This is a genomic window from uncultured Gimesia sp. (assembly GCF_937910335.1).
GTDB lineage: Bacteria > Planctomycetota > Planctomycetia > Planctomycetales > Planctomycetaceae > Gimesia.
This window is the reverse complement of the sequence record NZ_CALEMX010000041.1, coordinates 1-15,637: the sequence shown is the minus strand read 5'-3', so window position 1 is coordinate 15,637 and position 15,637 is coordinate 1. Positions and strand designations below refer to the sequence as shown.

The following is a 15,637-nucleotide window of genomic DNA, read 5'->3' as shown; positions in this document are numbered from 1 at the left end:
GAAACAGTTCCAATGCGATTTTCTTAGGAAGACCACATTGATGCAGTTTCAATTCCGGACCAACAACAATCACACTACGTGCAGAATAATCAACACGTTTTCCAAGCAGGTTTTCACGGAAACGCCCCTGCTTACCTTTGATCATATCAGTCAAAGATTTTAACGGACGGTTGGAAGAACCAAGGACAGGTCGCTTACAACGATTATTGTCAAACAATGCATCTACAGACTGCTGCAACATTCGCTTTTCGTTGCGTACAATCACTTCCGGTGCATTCAGGTCAACCAGTTTCTTCAAGCGGTTATTGCGGTTGATGATTCTCCGGTAAAGGTCATTCAAATCGCTTGTCGCAAAGTTACCGGAATCCAAAAGCACCAAAGGACGCAGATCGGGTGGAATCACGGGAATGACTTCCAGAACCATCCATTCCGGACGATTATCGCTATCGCGCAACGATTCTACTATTTTCAAACGCTTGATATAGTCTTTTCGTTTCTGCTGACTGTTTGTTTCGAATAACTCTTTTCGAAGTCGTTCAGAAATCTCTACCAGATTCAGACCCATCAGGAGTTTCCTGATCGCTTCTGCACCCATATCAATTTCAAATGCGCCAGGCCCATACTTGGCCTGATTCTGACGCGCCTCCTCCTCAGTCATGGTCTGGCAAAGTTCCAGAGGTGTATCCCCCGGATCGGTGACCACATAGTCCTGGAAGTAAACCACCTTTTCCAAGGCGGTCGTCTTCATATTCAACAAAGCACCCAGGCGGCTGGGCATTGATTTGAAGAACCAGATATGCACGATGGGCGCAGCCAGTTCGATGTGACCCATTCGTTTTCTACGAACACGACTGTGTGTCACTTTAACACCACATCGATCGCAGATCATGCCTTTGTATTTCATGCCCCGATATTTTCCGCAGGCACATTCCCAGTCTTTTTCAGGACCAAAAATCCGTTCGCAGAATAAACCATCGCGCTCAGGCCGGTAGGTTCGATAATTGATCGTTTCCGGCTTTTTCACTTCGCCGAATGACCAACTCCGAATATCGTGTGGACTAGCCAAACCAATTTTTACGGAACCGTAATCGTTAATCCGCTCGTAAGCTGTCTGTGCAACACTCACTCTGCACGCTCCTTATTTTCTGAACTAATTATGATCAGACATTGATCCTGAAAAAGAATTCTTCACTTTGAAACCAGATCCCCGCTATGAAGGATCAGGCATCAACCGGGATTCTTTTCCAGCTGTAGATTCAAACCAAGTCCACGAATTTCGTTGTTTAGCACGTCAAAGCTGGCTGGCGTACCTGCTTCCAATGTATTCTCACCATTTACCATTGATTCATAAATCTTAGTACGACCTTCTACATCGTCACTCTTCACTGTTAACAGTTCCTGCAGAATGTAAGCTGCACCATAGGCTTCCAATGCCCAGACTTCCATTTCCCCAAATCGTTGACCACCAAACCGGGCTTTACCACCCAAAGGCTGCTGAGTAATCAATGAGTAAGGACCCGTCGATCGAGCATGAACTTTATCATCCACCAGGTGATGCAGTTTCAACATGTAAATCTGGCCCACTGTCGTTTTCTGTTCGTAAGCTTCACCGGTACGACCATCATACAACTGTGCCTTGCCATCAGCGGGTAGACCGCATGTATCCAGAAACTCCATGATCTGTGACTCTTTGGCCCCATCAAATACCGGACAAACGGCACGGAAGCCATGCTTCTCAGCAGCCCAGCCCAAATGGGTTTCCAGAATCTGCCCCACATTCATACGACTGGGAACACCCAGCGGATTTAACATGATGTCAATGGGAGTACCATCTTCCGTAAAGGGCATATCTTCAATCGGTAATACTTTTGAAATCACCCCTTTATTTCCATGACGCCCCGCCATCTTGTCGCCCACTGAAATCTGGCGCTTGGAAGCCACATAGACTTTCACCATCTGCAGCACACCATTGGGCAATTCTTCGCCGCGTTTCATACTGTTGACGCGCTGGTCACAGGTTTCAATCACGTCCTCCATGAGAGGCCATGAATCGTCAATGATGGCACGACAGTCCGCCTTTTTCTGCGGGCTGCGTATATCAAGATTATCCAGATGAGATAGAAAATCATGAGCATACTGAGACACAAATTTGTCTTCAGGAATATCACGAATTTTACGACCATCGTCGTCAACCATAGGTTGCCCCAGGGCGGCTTCAAATGTTTTCAAAAATTCACGGAATTCGGTAGCAATTTCCTGATTGCCCTGCTCTTCCACCTTTGCAAGTTCTTCGTCATATTTTTTGCGATCTAAGTCCGTCAGACTCATCCGACGTGCAAATTTTTCAGTATGAATGACGATTCCTTCAACGCCACTGGATGCTTCCAGCGATTCGTTCTTAACATCTTCACCTGCACGGCCAAAGATAGCATGCAGCAGTTTTTCTTCTGGCGTGAGTTCAGCCTTGGCTTTCGGCGAAACCTTTCCGACAAGAATATCTCCCTGACGAACGCGGGTTCCAACCTTGATAATCCCCTCTTCAGTGATATGCCTTAATGCTTTTTCACTCACATTAGGGATATCGCGCGTGAACTCTTCGCGACCCAGTTTTGTTTCACGAATCTCCACATCGAATTCATCAATGTGAATCGAAGTATAAACGTCTTCTTTCACAAGACGTTCTGAAAGAATGATCGCGTCTTCGTAGTTATAACCATCCCAGGACATGAAGCCCACAAGCACGTTTCGGCCGAGTGCCAGCAATCCATCGGATGCAGCAGCACTGTTACAAAGGATCTGATCTTTTTTGACCTGATCTCCAATCTGAACGGCAGGTGTCTGATTCAAACAGGTGCGTTCGTTAAGACCTTCATATTTCCGCAAGTGATATTTTTTACCGGAAACTTCCACGACATTGCCGTCAACATAAGTCACCTTGCCCGCTTTTTCAGCTCGTACAACCATTCCAGAGTTTTGAGCTACCGCCACTTCCATCCCTGTACCAACCAAAGGTGGCTCTGCAATTAACAGAGGTACCGCCTGACGTTGCATGTTAGAACCCATCAAGGCACGGTTTGCATCGTCATGCTCGAGGAAGGGAATCAAACCGGCAGAAATCCCCACCATCTGTGCGGGGTCCACATCGATGTAATCGACATCACTTCCAGCGATCCAGACTACATCATCGCGGAAGCGGGCCATCACACGGTCTTCAGCGAATTTACCATTGAGTACCGGTGTGTCAGCGGGAGCCACATGCACTTCAGCTTCTTCATCTGCACGCATCCAGTGGACTTCATCTGTTAGTTTTCCATTTTTGACACACCGATAAGGGGTGATCAGAAATCCGTAATCATCGACTTTAGAGAAAATACTCAAACTGGAAATCAGACCAATGTTGGTACCTTCAGGAGTCTCAATCGGACAGATGCGCCCATAGTGAGAAATGTGAACATCGCGGACTTCAAAACCCGCACGCTTTCGATTCAAACCACCAGGCCCCAGGGCACTCAACCGACGTTCGTGCGTCAACATGGAAAGTGGATTTGTCTGGTCAACCACCTGAGAAAGTTCACTACGACCAAAGAAGAAGTCAATCGCCGCAGAAACACTTTTCGGATTGATCAAGGTGCGAGGTGACATCTCCTCTACGTCTTTTTGAGTCATCCGTTCCTGCACAGTACGACGCAATTTGAGAAATCCTTTACGAATCTCATCGGCCGCCAACTCATCAATCGTTCGCAAACGTCTGTTACCCAGATTGTCAATATCGTCGACGTAAGCGGAAGAGTCACCAACGCGAAGTCGTACGAGATAACGTATGGAATTAATAAAATCTTCCGGACGCAATGTCATCTCGGTATCAGGCACATCCTGCTTGAACTTTCGATTGATCCTGAATCGCCCGACGCGTCCCAATCGATAACGGTTGACATCAAAGAATTTTTCCTTGAACAAATCAATGGCGCGTTCCAGTTGCGGAGGGTTACCGGGACGTAAACGTGAATAAATTCGCAACAACGCTTCTTCGTGTGTCGAAGTCGGGTCTTCTGCAATACTCTGCAGAACCAGGACGTCAGCGACATCTAAGACGATTTCAATGGTTTTCAAACCGGTATCGCAGATCTCTTCAATCATTTCTTCTGTGATCGTTCCACAACAATCCAGAATCACTTCCCCACAGCGTTCATGCCCGGCAGGATAAACAATATCTTCTGCAACAATCTTTCCAGTCAGTTTCTCAGCGGCAGAAGAATTGACGATTTTTTCCGATTTGGTTTTGTAAAACAGTTTGACCAAATCAGTATCTGATGAATAATCTTTTGACATCGCCCGCAACAAAGTCATTGCAGAGAACTTACCGCTTTGGTCGATACGCACACCCAGTGTATCTTTTTTACCAACAACCAACTCAATCCAACTACCTCGTTCCGGAATCACGCGACAAGAATATTCTTTCTTCTCGCCGGGTTCTGAACTCAGCACGAAGTCTACGCCGGGAGAACGGTGCAACTGACTGACAATACAGCGTTCCGCACCATTGATAATAAACTCGCCGCCACCAATCATGATCGGCAAGTCACCCAGATAAACTTCTTCTTCGATAGGCTGCTCTTTTACCAGACGCAGCCAGACACGAAAGGGACGACCATACGTCATCCGGAGCTGGCGACATTCGGTGGGGGTATATCGCGTCTTACCCAGTTCATACTTGACGTACTCTAACTGGTACTGACCTTGATAGCTTTCGATCGGAAATATTTCTCGCAATATTTCCTCAAGACCCTGGTTCTTTCTTTCCCGAGGCGATTTATCAGCCTGGAGAAATTTAGCATAAGAAGAGGTCTGAATCTGCGTCAGATCAGACAGTTCAAAACTATGTTCAATCTTACCAAAGTTTTTGACGGAATTTGTTGGAATCGTTCGCTGTGCTGGAATCGGCATTAAGATGATCTTTTCTACTTACCTGGTGCCAGATGTGGAAATGCGCTATGCGAGTGATGATATAAACCTGACAGAGCACAAACCAAGAATAGCGAGGAACAGCAGCGCGTACCTCGAGAGAATACAGCCCCGACAGCTGCATTAAAGGCGAATCGCTCGACTAATTCAAAGCCTGATAAATCGCTCAATACGACTTTGCTATTCAAAAGAGAGTACAATGAGTCGATTGCTTCGACCAAGTGGGACTGAAACGATGACTGATCGAAGCAGATAAACTTACAGAAACAAACTTTAAGCAGTTCATGCAACCAATGAAAAAACGCTTCTGAGAACACAATTTGAAGGCTACGGTAACATAATCAACTCAATAGAGCCAATCAGCAAACACAGCCTATTCTAAACAGCGTAACAGAACACTTCAATTGCACGAAGAAAAAAACCGGCAATAAACATACATATACTGCAACCCACTCCCCTGTGCCAAAATCATTTCAGCACAGGGTCGTTCGGAACGGCTTTCCCCTAAAACTACTTATTTCACCTCAGCAGTACCACCTGCTTCTTCAACCTCTTTAACCAGAGATTCGGCATCTTCTTTCGAAACAGCTTCTTTCAGCGGCTTGGGAGCCCCTTCGACCAGATCCTTTGCTTCTTTCAGGCCGAGACCTGTTGCAGCGCGGACTACTTTGATCACGGGGATCTTAGCATCTCCAAAACCAGTCAGAATGACATCAAACTCGGTTTGTTCGGCAGCAGCTTCTGCACCACCACCATCTCCACTGGGAGCAACCATTACAGCTCCGCCAGCAGCGGCTTTGATACCATGAACTTCATCAAGGTAGTCAGCCAGTTCTCTAGCCTGGAGCAAAGTCAATCCAGCAATTTTGTCACCCAGTGCTTTGCTATCGTCACTAAACTCAGTTGTTGCTTCGGCCGTCGCCATCTTCTCTTTCCTTTCGCACGAATGCGTAAAATAAAATCTCTCAACACTATAAATCAAACCAACGCTGCATCGCCTGAGCAGCAGTTGTTACAAATACCAACACACATTTGATTCATCTTCAAACGGATCACCGCTTTAAGACTCATCCCCCTCCGCGATCGATTTAATCTGACCTGCCACGGTTCCACCAGGACCTAAAAGTGCACCCGCCAATTGAGCACCAGGCCCCAGAATACGGGATACAATTTCGCCGATCAGTTCCGTTCGACCAGGACTCTTGCTTAATTTTTGGACATCGTCTGATGAGAGTGAAGTCCCTTCAGTCAAGCCGCCTTTAATCGCCAACTCTTCAACCTCAGACGCCCACTTTGACATCTCTTTTGAAAGCGCGACAATGTCTTCGCCACCCCATACCAGTGTGGAAGGACCCTTTAAAACATCTCCCAAACCTTCAACGCCGGCATTCGCAAATGCGCGACGAGCCAGGGAATTCTTCACTGTCAGAGCGCTAATCCCTTTTTCCTGCAACTTAACCCGAAAACCGTTATCGGTGATCGCATCTAATTTGGCAGAGTCCACAATTACAAAATCCTGGACATCGCCTATCCGAGACTCGATCTCAGAGATGATCAGTTCTTTTACGAATTTACTCATTAGATCTCTTTCAGCTTATTGATTGGCGAATGCAGTTGCTTTGCTTTGCTTTGAGCAAATCGCATTCACAATGTTTCAGAGTGCAACTGCAATCCCAGGGCTCATGGTTGAGGAAATCGCGATATTTCGCACATAAGTCCCTTTGACAGATGAGGGTCGCAATGAATCTAAAAACTTCAACATTGCTTGAATATTCTCTACCAACTGATTCGGATCAAAGGACATCTTGCCAACCCGGCAATGCACATTGCCGCCGGCATCAACACGAAACTCAACTTTACCCGCCTTGTATTCTGCGACTGCGTTGGCCACATCCTGAGTGACGGTACCCGCACGAGGAGAAGGCATTAAACCACGGGGACCTAACACACGACCCAGCGGACCAACAACACCCATCATATCGGGTGTAGCAATCGCCACATCAAAATCGAGCCAGCCCCCTTTGACCTTTTCTGCTAATTCTTTACCACCGGCAGCATCAGCACCAGCAGCTTCAGCAGCTTCCAGGTTGGCACCTTGAGCAAAAACAATCACTCGCTGTGTTTTCCCGATACCATGCGGAAGAATGATAGAACCACGCACCAGCTGATCAGCCTGACGTGGATCAACGCCCAGCCGAACGGCCAGCTCCACAGTCTGATCCATCTTAACCGGCTTGATAGCAGCCGGAAGACCACCATCCAGAGACTTTAATGCCTCAACGGCTTGTTCCAGGCTGACAGAACTCAGTCCCGCCAGTTTCTCGTTGTAAAATTTGGTTCTCTTCGATTGTTTTCCCATTACACTCTACCCGAAATACGGTTTCTATATTAACTTGATTTGGCTCAGAATCGGTCTCAAAGACCCCTATCTTAATTCATTGAAAAGATTATTTTTCGACTTCCAACCCCATACTGCGGGCCGTGCCAGCGATAATCTTGGCAGCCTGATCAATGTCTGAAGCATTCAAATCTTCAAACTTGGTTTTTGCTATTTCTTTCAACTGATCCATGGTCACTTTACCCACCTTGTTACTTTTAGGGCTACCGGACCCTTTCGCAATCTGCGCTGCCTGCTTGAGCAACACAGCCGCCGGCGGACTCTTCATAACAAAATCAAAAGAACGATCATTGAAAACACTGATCACAACTGGAATGGTTGTGCCAGCCATATCTTTGGTACGCTCATTAAACTGTTGGACAAACTGTCCAATATTCACTCCATGCGGCCCTAAAGCAGTACCCACAGGAGGAGCGGGAGTCGCCTGACCACCGGGAATCTGAACTTTAATTTCTGCAACAAGCTGCTTAGCCATTCGACCGACTTTCAAAACTCTTTAACTAGTACACATTAATCAACATTATTACCGGCAAGAACTATTACCGACAAGACCGAAAGATCTGTCAGACTTTTTCAATCTGCCAATACTCTAATTCCGTGGGAGTGGGACGACTGAATATTTCAATCAGGACCGTCACTTTGCCACTGGCTTCATCAATCGCATCGATCGTACCTTCAAACCCTTCAAAAGTACCGTCTTTGATTTTGACAATATCACCACTCTGGAAATCCAACTTAATTTTTACTGGCGTCTCTTCTTTCGATTCTTCGCGTCCCAACATCCGGGATATTTCATGTTCCTGCATGGGAATCGGCTTACCGGCTGCTCCAGTGAAGTCGCCTACTCCATTTGTTGACCGTACCAGATACCAGCTGTCATCATTTAACTCGACCTGGATCATCAGATAACCAGGATAAAGCTTTCGCTCAAAAACTCGCTTCTTGCCACCTTTTGTTTCAACAACTTTTTCCGTGGGAATAATGATTTCCCCAAAGTATTCTTCCAGCCCGTCTCTTTTGATCCCTCTTAACAATGCCTCTCGAATCGATTTTTCCCGGTTACTCTGCACCTTCAACACATACCAAAGGCGATTTCCAGAGCCTTCAGCTTGTTCAGTTTGTTCAGAATCCGAATCATTACTCATTAGACACCTTTAACAGGGTCCGTCACATACGGTTACCCCTATATTCACTCGAATGCTGCAATTAAAAGAGACTGCTAAAAAACAGGAATCGCCCATAATGAGCAGGAATCACAATTAATTCAATAAGCAGAGATCAAAAATCTCTTCAAATCACTGAAAGGCGTATTCCTCTGCTTCAAATCTGAAGAAAACCAATCAATCTGAAGAATGCCTGCCAAAGTACATCAAAGGCCAGCAGCAAAAATGACAAAAACACCATCAATACAATAACCACAGCAGTCGAACGCCACAACTGGTCCCAGGTCGCCCAGGTCACCTTCCCCACTTCTGCTTCGACAGAAATCAGGAAATCAGCAAAACGTGGAAAATTGACCACACGATAAGACAACCAGGTACAAATTACCACGACCGCCACTGCGATCCCCTTTTGCATTCCGGCCGACATCCCGATTGGCAAAACGTTATAAAGCGAATAGGCACCAAAGATTGCAATGGCCACCATGCCTATTGCCGTCAACTGACGCACCAGACGCCCTTGATTCCTCTTATACAAACCACTACTCACTAAAGTAGCGGAAAATCCTTGCACTGTTTTGGATTTAGCCATTGGACCAATTTACTAAATAATACAAAGTTCAGATGCGAACAATTAAATTGCAAACCTGCCTTTAAAAACCTTCGTTAAAGAGCAAGCGACTGCTGCCTCTTAGTAAAGCCTTCGCAGCAAATGCAACACACAAAAACACGGGCGGAGGGAATCGAACCCCCAACCGCTGGATTTGGAATCCAGTGCTCTGCCAATTGAGCTACACCCGTTCAAATCGAACTGACCAAACATTTTGACCACCGGAAGCAACTCAAAACCTGACACCAGTCACAAAACCCCGGCCAGCAAGTCCTACTTCTTGCGAGACTCTTTATGTAAAGTGTGACGCCGTAATTTTGGACAGTACTTCTTCAACGCAAGCCGCTCTGTACCACGAGTCTCTTTGCTGACCCGATAGTTGCGCATTCCCGTTTCAGTACATTCCAACCAAACATATTCACGTGCCATAACCGACCTCATGCCCCAAAGGACAACAAATACGACTAACCTGTAAATCTTAAGGTGCCCACTCCGATTAAAAACAGAGTGGACACCGTTTTATTTAAATAGCAGGACGAAAAAATCCTACTCTACAATCTTGGTTACCACACCAGAACCAACCGTGCGACCACCTTCGCGAATCGCAAATCGACTTCCCTCTGACATGGCAATAGGCTTACCAAGTTCGACTTCTACTTCAACATTATCGCCAGGCATACACATTTCTGCACCACCCCGCAATGTTGTTGAACCGGTCACGTCAGTAGTACGGAAGTAAAACTGGGGACGATAACCGTTAAAGAACGGAGTATGACGACCACCTTCATCTTTACTTAGAACGTAAACCTGACCTTCAAACTTGGTATGAGGAGGAATCGAACCCTTAGCAGCCAAAACCTGCCCACGCTCGACATCTTCCTTCTTTGTTCCACGCAACAGAATACCGACGTTATCACCGGCCTGCCCCTCATTCAGGGTCTTCTGGAACATTTCAACGCCGGTACAAGTTGTTTCCTGCGTGTCACGCAGACCAACAATCTCAACTTTATCACCAACGGTAATCACACCCTGCTCAATTCGACCTGTCACAACCGTACCACGACCAGCGATAGAGAAGACATCCTCGATCGCCATCAGGAATGGCTTGTCAGCTTCACGTGCAGGAGCGGGAATATTGTTATCCAATGCATCCATCAATTCACCGATGCATGCGTTGAATGCTTCATCGCCAGGATGATCGAGTGCCCCTTTGGCATTTCCACGAACGATGACAATATCATCTCCAGGAAAACCGTATTTGGTCAGCAGGTCGCGAACTTCCATTTCGACCAGCTCAAGCAACTCTTCATCGTCAACCAGGTCGCACTTGTTTAAAAAGACAACCAGAGCTGGTACGTCCACCTGACGAGCAAGCAGAATGTGCTCACGCGTCTGAGGCATAGGACCATCAGCGGCTGATACTACCAGAATGGCACCATCCATCTGAGCAGCACCGGTGATCATGTTCTTGATATAATCAGCGTGACCAGGACAGTCAATATGAGCATAGTGGCGACCTTCGCTCTCGTACTCCACGTGACTCACAGCAATCGTCACTGTCTTGGTCGCGTCACGAACGGTTCCCCCCTTCGCGACATCAGCATAACTCTTCATCTTAGCAAGACCCTTTTCACTTTGCACAGCCAATAGCGCTGTCGTCAAAGTTGTCTTACCATGGTCGATGTGCCCGATCGTCCCAACATTTACGTGCGGCTTTGTTCGCTCAAAGACTTCCTTAGCCATCTCTCTTTAAAACCCCTTTTTCAGGACTGGCACACAGCCAAACCCAAAACAATAAGACCAACAAAACTAATAGCGAGGTACAAACAATTGCAACACCCGCACGCAAGAGGCACACACCTCCTGGAAACCACTTTTTAACTCTTACCTACAAAGCTGCTGATGGGACTTGAACCCATGACCTCGTCCTTACCAAGGACGCGCTCTACCAACTGAGCCACAGCAGCGTTATTTGATGTTTAAATTTATTTCTTATATTAAAAAAGCGGGTGAAGGGAATCGAACCCTCACAACCAGCTTGGAAGGCTGGGGCTCTACCATTGAGCTACACCCGCATACCGTAACCAGTAAAACTTCTCTTTCAAATTGGGGGAAGCAGGATTCGAACCTGCGAAGGCGTAGCCATCAGATTTACAGTCTGACCCCTTTGGCCGCTCGGGAATTCCCCCTCCCAACCAGCCGAAGCTGGAATCCATAAGCCAACTACTGCACTACCTTTACATCAAAAAGCATCGCAGTTCTAAGGCTAAAGAGCTAGCGGTGGGAATCGAACCCACAACCTTCGGTTTACAAAACCGATGCTCTGCCAATTGAGCTACGCTAGCCTGCTAACCTAAAAAAACTAAGCTAGTAGGCTTCAAGCCTCATGCAACCCGAACAACTCGCCTGGCTAAAGAGGTACTTTCCCCGTCGAAACTCAGTAAGCTGCTCAATATAGCAATCAGGCACTTGCTTGCAAGTGTGAACGACAGGCTGATTAGAAAAATTGTTATCTTTTCTTCATGATGTATGCCTATATGGCCTAAGATTTTCCATTGCAAAGGCACACACTTTTTGTCCTCCAGAAAGTATTATTTCAGCAACAGATGAAGCACCTGAACACAGCCAAGCCTAAGTTCCAACCAGTAAACAACAAAACAGGGCTCTCCCAACCACCTCAGAGGGAAAAGCCGCACTAAACAAAAAACAGGCATGATTTACAAAACCATGCCTGTTCTTAAGGGGAGAACTCACTCACTAACCTAGGCCAAAAAGGCCTGGAATAGTCTGCCTTAAATTCCCGGTATTTCAACCCGTTCTACCTGAGTAATCCGACGTAACTTTTTCAGAGCACGAGACTCCAACTGCCTGATTCGCTCCTTGGTCACTCCAAAACGATTCCCCACCTGCTCAAGTGTCTGAGGTTCATTTCGTGCATTCAGACCATAGCGATAAATCAAGATATCTTTCTCGCGACCATCCAACTGATCCAGAATACTCATGATCACAGCATGTTGCTTCCGATTGACCAGTTCTTCTCCATATTGACTCTCCCGGTCATCCGTTGATTGAAAGAAAAGCTCCTCGTTACCCGTCCGGAACCGATCCAGAACTTTATACTCTGCTGGAATGGAACGAGCATAATTTTTCATGATCGCCCAACTCGCATAGGTCGAAAACTTGTTCCCTTTGGTGTAATCAAATTTCTCGATCGCCCGAATCAGCGACATGTTGCCATCACTGACCATTTCAAAGAAGTTGCCTCCCGGCCGAATGTGACGCTTCGCAATCGAGACGACCAGACGAAGGTTACTGCGAATCAGAAAGTTTTTGATATCGATACTTTCATCCATCAGTTTTTCGATCTGATCCATGTCACGTGCTTTAGGACGATTCGGGTCAAGACCCTCCTGAATCTGAAATGCTTTGTACTTCAGGTAATTGAATTTTCGGAAGTAGTACGCCTCCTCTTCTCTCCTCAAGAGAGGAATGGAGTACAGGCTTGCCAGATAGGGTGGTAAGCCGGGCGGCGTCCGAATTTTTTCCTTACTTTTATCAATTTCAGGAGGAGGTCCGAGAATGAGCTTCTCGGCATCCGGAAGATCGAATTCGTCACTGTACATGTAATCGATCTTCTGGGCGTGCAGACGTACTGCACGCGCCTCTGAAATAATCCGATAGATACTTGCCTTCGTTCGACAGTAACGGCGTGCCAGTTTTTCGACCGGAATACCACGCCGGGAACTATTGTAGATATCTCGTTTCTGTTGATCTGTAATTTTTTCTGGAGCATTCGGAAAGATTGCCAACTCAGGATTCTCCCGATCAAAGTTTTTTAACGTATATCGAATTGTCTCAGGCGAACGATTCATATGTCGCGCGATGCGGCGACTGACTTCTGCAGGGCAACCTCCATAGCGGGCCAGTCGTCGGGCCCGACGAAGAATTTCTTCCCGGTCCTCATCACTTAACTGACTGAAATTCATACTACGCATAATATGACCACGGTTCTTCTGCAAAAAACGATCAACTGACGATTTCAAAAAGCCAACACGCTTTCGTCCGTTAAACCGAAAACGACGACTGACAAGCCCTTTGTCTCGCCAGCGATCTACGGTCTTGGTGGAAATATTGAATTTTTCACTGAGGTCCTGTACCGTCAAAACCTGCTCTTTTTCATCCTCTACATTGATCTGGGCGCTATCAGACAGATCTTCGATCAAACAACGTAAATCATGAAAGACGTCTTTGCCGGAAATTACCAGATCGGGATAAAGCTCACCGCGATATGTGGTAACCTGTTTACAGATTTCCGGGTAGGAATAATCCTGATCCAGATCGATTTCTGATAAAAACTCTTCCGAACGGCTAATCTGTTCCAGCTTGACCTCTCTCGGAGCAAACTTCATCTGCTGATCGGCCAACTGCTTCATTGCCGGATTGTTGTATTTTGAACTAACCATGACTACCACCCCCCATTTTGTAAGCCACCCCTGGCAACCAACGCGTCCTTCACGCAAGCTCTCACAAGGTTCCGCCTCTTACTACGCTATTATAGACGAAATTGAGAACAAAAAGTTCACACGTAAATAATTTTTTTGAAATCCTTTTTTTAACTTAGGAATCGAGCGGTATAAAACCAAAACCACAGGACTCAATTTGACTTAAGTCATTTACCAAAAATATCTTATAACGATTCGAAAAAGTTGATTCTCCTGCCATCTCCCCAATATTGACCCTTTCAAACAGAATGTGATTCGGTGGAATACCGCAACTCTTGGAAATTAAATGTGTGAAACAGCTCACATTTCAAACTTGAGACATCGACCACAAATATATATACAAATTACTACTGATCAATAATGTGCACAATACTTGCTTCAGCCCCTGCCTCACTTTTTTTGATGCCAACTGCCATTTCATCAAAACGTGAACATGTATCACCAGTTGGAATATATCTCAAATCGCCTCACTTTGATTTCATCAAAATCTATTTACCTTTACCCCAAGGTGGATACCATTAGAGTAACTGGATCAGACTCTGCGTTGTAAAAGTCGTTCAGAATTCCGCAGTTCTTTATCCTGTCGAATCAATGAAGAGATCTTCTTCATTGAACTCAATTCCATCCTCGATTCTCCGAAATTCTCAATCGGAAGCGGGTTATTTTATGTTGAAGCGTGGTCAATCGAATTATTCTGTTTCCAGCCAATTGATCATTTGGGTCACACTGATTTGTCTGATTCTTACAACAACTTTGGAAGCAGCACCGAAAAAAAAGAAAAAAGCCCCCCCACTGAATCTCCCCCCCCTGAAAACTCAGGAACAAAAGATGCAGCTTCTGGGGTACATCAGACAAACGATGCCCACACGCAGAATTGCCAGCAGAATCAGTTTCAGTTCTGCCGACCTGGATAAAGCGCTTGAGCAGGAACTCGGCCCGGCTACGAAATCCTTCGCAAAGATCATCGATGATGAAACTTTTATTCGGCGCGTCTATCTCGACTTAACAGGCGAACTACCCTCGCCGGAAAGAATCAGTTCTTTCACCTCAAGTCAAAGTCGGAGGAAACGATCCATCTTGATTGACGAATTACTGGAAACCGAAGCCTACGCGCGAAAATGGGCCCGCTATTGGACCTCCGTCATTTTTTATGATAGCGAAGCCAACAAAAATCGAATTAGTCCCCAAGCGCTGGAAGACTGGCTGACAGAGCAATTCCAAAAAGGAGCTCCCTGGGATTACATTACCGTCATGCTGATTTCGGCAACTCCACAGCGGAATAAAAAAGTGCGAAATGATTATGGCCAGAAATACGGTCCTAATAATTTTGTACTCGCTTGTGAAAACAAATCTACAGAACTGGCTTCCCAGACGGCCCGTATTTTCATGGGCATCAGCATCAAATGTGCTGAATGTCATGACCATCCTTTTGATAACTGGAAACGCGAACAATTTCATGAACTGGCCGCCTTCTTCCACCCTTACACTTATAAAATGCCAGATAAGGATGATCCAACAGTAAAAACCACTGTCAAACCCCGGTTTCTGCTGGGAGAAAAACCATACGAAACAATGAAGTCAGATGCGCGACGCGTTTCGATTGCCGCCTATCTGGCATATAACCCGAAAAACTACTGGTTTGCCCGGGCTTATGTGAATCGAATCTGGAGTGAAGTGATCGGTGATGGCTTCTACGATGTAGACAGCCTCGGACCCGACAGTGATGTGATGCACAAGCCGGTCGTAAACCGGATCGCAGCGAACTTCAGATACAAGGACTTTGATCCCAAATGGGTCTTTCGGCTGATTATGAATTCCCAAGTCTATCAACGTGAAATGCGTACTATTTCCTCGACTTCAGAACTGTTTACTGCGATCAGACCTTCTCGCTTACGACCCGATGTTGTAGCAGCCTCGGTCAAAAATTTGACGGGTGAAGATAAAAATCTACGCAAAGAAATCATGCAGGTTTTGATATGAATCCTTCGCTGCCACAGGGTGCTCT

The 15,637-nt window shown here is 46.2% G+C and carries 11 protein-coding genes, 5 tRNA genes and 1 pseudogene; 1 reads left to right on the top strand and 16 read right to left on the bottom strand.

All coding sequences use genetic code 11. The features are described from left to right. The 16 genes and pseudogenes from Q0668_RS01750 to Q0668_RS01675 form a co-directional block, all read right to left on the bottom strand. Positions 1–1,126 (bottom strand): annotated as a pseudogene (locus Q0668_RS01750) (DNA-directed RNA polymerase subunit beta'); the annotation flags it as partial. Between the two features lie 101 nt (positions 1,127–1,227). After that, entirely contained in the window at positions 1,228–4,944 is a 3,717-nt protein-coding gene (rpoB, locus tag Q0668_RS01745) for a DNA-directed RNA polymerase subunit beta (protein WP_298859327.1), read from the bottom strand. Positions 4,945–5,476: 532 nt separating this feature from the next. Continuing rightward, positions 5,477–5,887 carry a 50S ribosomal protein L7/L12 gene (rplL, locus tag Q0668_RS01740; protein WP_298859325.1) on the bottom strand — a complete coding sequence of 137 codons (411 nt, stop codon included), beginning with the start codon at positions 5,885–5,887 and terminating at the stop codon, positions 5,477–5,479. Positions 5,888–6,022: 135 nt separating this feature from the next. Continuing rightward, positions 6,023–6,541 carry a 50S ribosomal protein L10 gene (gene rplJ / locus Q0668_RS01735; RefSeq protein ID WP_298859323.1) on the bottom strand — a complete coding sequence of 173 codons (519 nt, stop codon included), beginning with the start codon at positions 6,539–6,541 and terminating at the stop codon, positions 6,023–6,025. 75 nt (positions 6,542–6,616) lie between these two features. Next, a complete protein-coding gene (gene rplA, locus Q0668_RS01730) occupies positions 6,617–7,321 on the bottom strand; it encodes a 50S ribosomal protein L1 (protein WP_298859321.1) in 705 nt (234 codons plus the stop codon). 88 nt (positions 7,322–7,409) lie between these two features. Beyond that, positions 7,410–7,835 (bottom strand): 50S ribosomal protein L11, encoded by a 426-nt coding sequence (gene rplK, locus Q0668_RS01725; RefSeq protein WP_298859320.1) that lies wholly within the window; start codon positions 7,833–7,835, stop codon positions 7,410–7,412. Between the two features lie 88 nt (positions 7,836–7,923). Then, entirely contained in the window at positions 7,924–8,505 is a 582-nt protein-coding gene (gene nusG / locus Q0668_RS01720) for a transcription termination/antitermination protein NusG (protein WP_298859318.1), read from the bottom strand. A 175-nt stretch (positions 8,506–8,680) separates the two neighbouring features. Then, a complete protein-coding gene (gene secE, locus Q0668_RS01715) occupies positions 8,681–9,112 on the bottom strand; it encodes a preprotein translocase subunit SecE (protein WP_298859316.1) in 432 nt (143 codons plus the stop codon). Between the two features lie 136 nt (positions 9,113–9,248). Beyond that, a tRNA-Trp gene (locus tag Q0668_RS01710) sits at positions 9,249–9,321 on the bottom strand. Between the two features lie 82 nt (positions 9,322–9,403). Further along, on the bottom strand, positions 9,404–9,571 hold the full coding sequence (gene rpmG, locus Q0668_RS01705) for a 50S ribosomal protein L33 (protein ID WP_366918856.1): 168 nt from the start codon (positions 9,569–9,571) through the stop codon (positions 9,404–9,406). A 105-nt stretch (positions 9,572–9,676) separates the two neighbouring features. Beyond that, a complete protein-coding gene (tuf, locus tag Q0668_RS01700) occupies positions 9,677–10,873 on the bottom strand; it encodes an elongation factor Tu (protein ID WP_298859312.1) in 1,197 nt (398 codons plus the stop codon). A 151-nt stretch (positions 10,874–11,024) separates the two neighbouring features. Next, positions 11,025–11,097 (bottom strand) — tRNA-Thr (locus Q0668_RS01695). A gap of 37 nt (positions 11,098–11,134) precedes the next feature. Beyond that, a tRNA-Gly gene (locus Q0668_RS01690) sits at positions 11,135–11,205 on the bottom strand. Between the two features lie 32 nt (positions 11,206–11,237). Then, a tRNA-Tyr gene (locus tag Q0668_RS01685) sits at positions 11,238–11,319 on the bottom strand. A gap of 83 nt (positions 11,320–11,402) precedes the next feature. Continuing rightward, positions 11,403–11,475 (bottom strand) — tRNA-Thr (locus tag Q0668_RS01680). A gap of 447 nt (positions 11,476–11,922) precedes the next feature. Beyond that, entirely contained in the window at positions 11,923–13,593 is a 1,671-nt protein-coding gene (locus Q0668_RS01675) for a sigma-70 family RNA polymerase sigma factor (protein ID WP_298859310.1), read from the bottom strand. A gap of 648 nt (positions 13,594–14,241) precedes the next feature. Here Q0668_RS01675 and Q0668_RS01670 point away from each other — a divergent pair. Next, entirely contained in the window at positions 14,242–15,612 is a 1,371-nt protein-coding gene (locus Q0668_RS01670) for a DUF1549 domain-containing protein (RefSeq protein WP_298859309.1), read from the top strand. The last annotated feature ends 25 nt before the right edge of the window (positions 15,613–15,637 follow it).

Excerpts from the sequence above, each read along its gene's own strand:
- secE (WP_298859316.1), bottom strand. The coding sequence starts at position 9,112 with ATGGCTAAATCCAAAACAGTGCAAGGATTTTCCGCTACTTTAGTGAGT.
- tuf (WP_298859312.1), bottom strand. The coding sequence starts at position 10,873 with ATGGCTAAGGAAGTCTTTGAGCGAACAAAGCCGCACGTAAATGTTGGG.
- rplJ (WP_298859323.1), bottom strand. The coding sequence starts at position 6,541 with ATGAGTAAATTCGTAAAAGAACTGATCATCTCTGAGATCGAGTCTCGG.
- rplL (WP_298859325.1), bottom strand. The coding sequence starts at position 5,887 with ATGGCGACGGCCGAAGCAACAACTGAGTTTAGTGACGATAGCAAAGCA.
- Q0668_RS01675 (WP_298859310.1), bottom strand. The coding sequence starts at position 13,593 with ATGGTTAGTTCAAAATACAACAATCCGGCAATGAAGCAGTTGGCCGAT.
- rplA (WP_298859321.1), bottom strand. The coding sequence starts at position 7,321 with ATGGGAAAACAATCGAAGAGAACCAAATTTTACAACGAGAAACTGGCG.
- rplK (WP_298859320.1), bottom strand. The coding sequence starts at position 7,835 with ATGGCTAAGCAGCTTGTTGCAGAAATTAAAGTTCAGATTCCCGGTGGT.
- nusG (WP_298859318.1), bottom strand. The coding sequence starts at position 8,505 with ATGAGTAATGATTCGGATTCTGAACAAACTGAACAAGCTGAAGGCTCT.
- rpoB (WP_298859327.1), bottom strand. The coding sequence starts at position 4,944 with ATGCCGATTCCAGCACAGCGAACGATTCCAACAAATTCCGTCAAAAAC.
- rpmG (WP_366918856.1), bottom strand. The coding sequence starts at position 9,571 with ATGAGGTCGGTTATGGCACGTGAATATGTTTGGTTGGAATGTACTGAA.